1 protein-coding gene and 1 pseudogene are annotated in these 1,937 nt (G+C 63.7%); both read left to right on the forward strand.

Features of this window, described 5'->3' with window-relative positions:
- Positions 1 to 75: 75 nt before the first annotated feature.
- Entirely contained in the window at positions 76 to 636 is a 561-nt protein-coding gene (locus AHiyo1_RS01140; protein ID WP_059387343.1) for a PadR family transcriptional regulator, read from the forward strand.
- 54 nt (positions 637 to 690) lie between these two features.
- Positions 691 to 1,937: pseudogene (locus AHiyo1_RS01145) on the forward strand (DHA2 family efflux MFS transporter permease subunit); the annotation flags it as partial.

The following is a 1,937-nucleotide window of genomic DNA, read 5'->3' on the forward strand; positions in this document are numbered from 1 at the left end:
CGCGGCGGCTGCCTTGCAGTCAATTATTCCATGTGGAATAGTTTTTGTGGAATAGTTCGCACGGAGGATGGGGAAATGGCACGAGCCGCACTGACTCCACTTGGTGTCGCCGCATTGGCCCTCCTCGTGGAGGCGCCGATGCATCCATACGAGATGTACCAGCTCCTGATGGCCCGTCACGAGGACCGCTTGGTCAAGGTCCGGCCGGGCACGCTCTACCACGCCGTCGGCCGCCTGGAAGAGGCGGGTTTCGTCGAGTCCACGGGCATTGACCGCGCCGGCAACCGGCCCGAGCGGACCACCTACCGAATCACGGGAACCGGCAGGGAGGCGCTGACCGAGCGCCTCCAGAACATGCTGGCGGAACCCGTGAACGAATACCCGAGCTTCCCCCACGCGATCGCCGAGGCACACAACCTGCCGTCCGGCGTCGTCCTCGAACTCCTGGACCGCCGCGTGGCGAACCTGGAAGACCAACTCGACTTCCTGGTCCGCGGTGAAGAAGCTGTCGCCGCAAAAGGCGTCGAGACCAAGTTCTGGATCGACGTCAAGTACCAACAAACCATGCTGCGGACGGAAATCGACTGGATACGCAGCTTCCAAAACGATCTCCGCAGCGGGCAGTTGCCGTGGTAACCGCCCAGCCAACGCACCAACGTGCAAGATATTCAGCACAGTCAAAGGAAACCCATGGAAAACGTAGCTAAACCGTGGCCCGCACTGTGGTCCCTCGTGGTCGGGTTCTTCATGATCCTGATCGACACCACCATTGTCTCCGTGGCGAACCCACGGATCATGGAGGGCCTGCATACCGACATCAACGCCGTCATCTGGGTGACGAGCGCCTACCTCCTCGCCTACGCCGTGCCGTTGCTGATCACCGGAAGGCTCGGTGACCGCTTCGGGCCCAAGAACCTCTACCTGATCGGCCTCGTGGTCTTCACGCTCGCTTCGCTGTGGTGCGGCCTCTCGGGCGACATCGGCATGCTGATCGCGGCCCGGGTGGTCCAGGGCATCGGCGCAGCCATGATGACGCCCCAGACCATGGCCGTCATCACCAGGATCTTCCCGCCGGACCGCCGCGGCGCGGCCATGGGCCTCTGGGGAGCGACGGCTGGCATGGCCATCCTCGTCGGTCCGATCCTCGGTGGCGTGTTGGTTGACGGCCTCGGCTGGCAGTGGATCTTCTTCGTCAACGTTCCCATCGGCGTCGTTGCCTTCGTCCTCGTGACCCGGCTGGTACCGAAGCTGACCACGCACAGCCACAAGTTCGACGTCGTGGGTGTTTTGCTGTCCGCGGCCGGCATGTTCCTGCTGGTGTTCGGCATCCAGGAAGGCCAAAGCTACAAGTGGGGCACCGTCACCGGGCCCATTACCGTGTGGGGACTGATCATCACGGGGCTCGTTGTCCTTGCCGTGTTCGTCCTCTGGCAGTGGCTGCTGGAGCGCCGCGGCGGCGAGCCTTTGCTGCCGTTGGGCCTGTTCAAGGACCGCAACTTCTCCTTGGGTAACACCACCATCATGGCGGTGGGCTTCACCATCACAGCGTTCCCGCTCCCCACCATTTTCTACTACCAGGTAGTCCGTGGGCTGACACCCACGCAGTCCGCGTTGCTCATGATCCCCATGGCCGTGATCTCCGGCGCTTTGGCACCTTTTGTCGGCAAGTTGATCGACCGGATCAATCCGCGCTGGTTCGCGGCCTTCGGCTCCTCTGCCTGTCCGGTGCCCTGTTCTGGACGGGGACGCTGCTGAAGCCGGACACTCCCATCTGGATGTTCCTGCTGCCCAGCGCCCTCCAGGGCGTGGCCAATGGTTTCATTTGGGGCCCGGTCTCCAACGCCACAACCCGCAACCTGCCGCCGCGCTCGGCCGGCGCCGGTTCCGGCGTCTTCAATACGACGCGCCAGATCGGTGCGGTCCTGGGATCGGCCGCG

Origin of the sequence: Arthrobacter sp. Hiyo1 (assembly GCF_001263615.2) — a bacterium.
Lineage (GTDB): Bacteria > Actinomycetota > Actinomycetes > Actinomycetales > Micrococcaceae > Arthrobacter.

Excerpts from the sequence above, each read along its gene's own strand:
- AHiyo1_RS01140 (WP_059387343.1), top strand. The coding sequence starts at position 76 with ATGGCACGAGCCGCACTGACTCCACTTGGTGTCGCCGCATTGGCCCTC.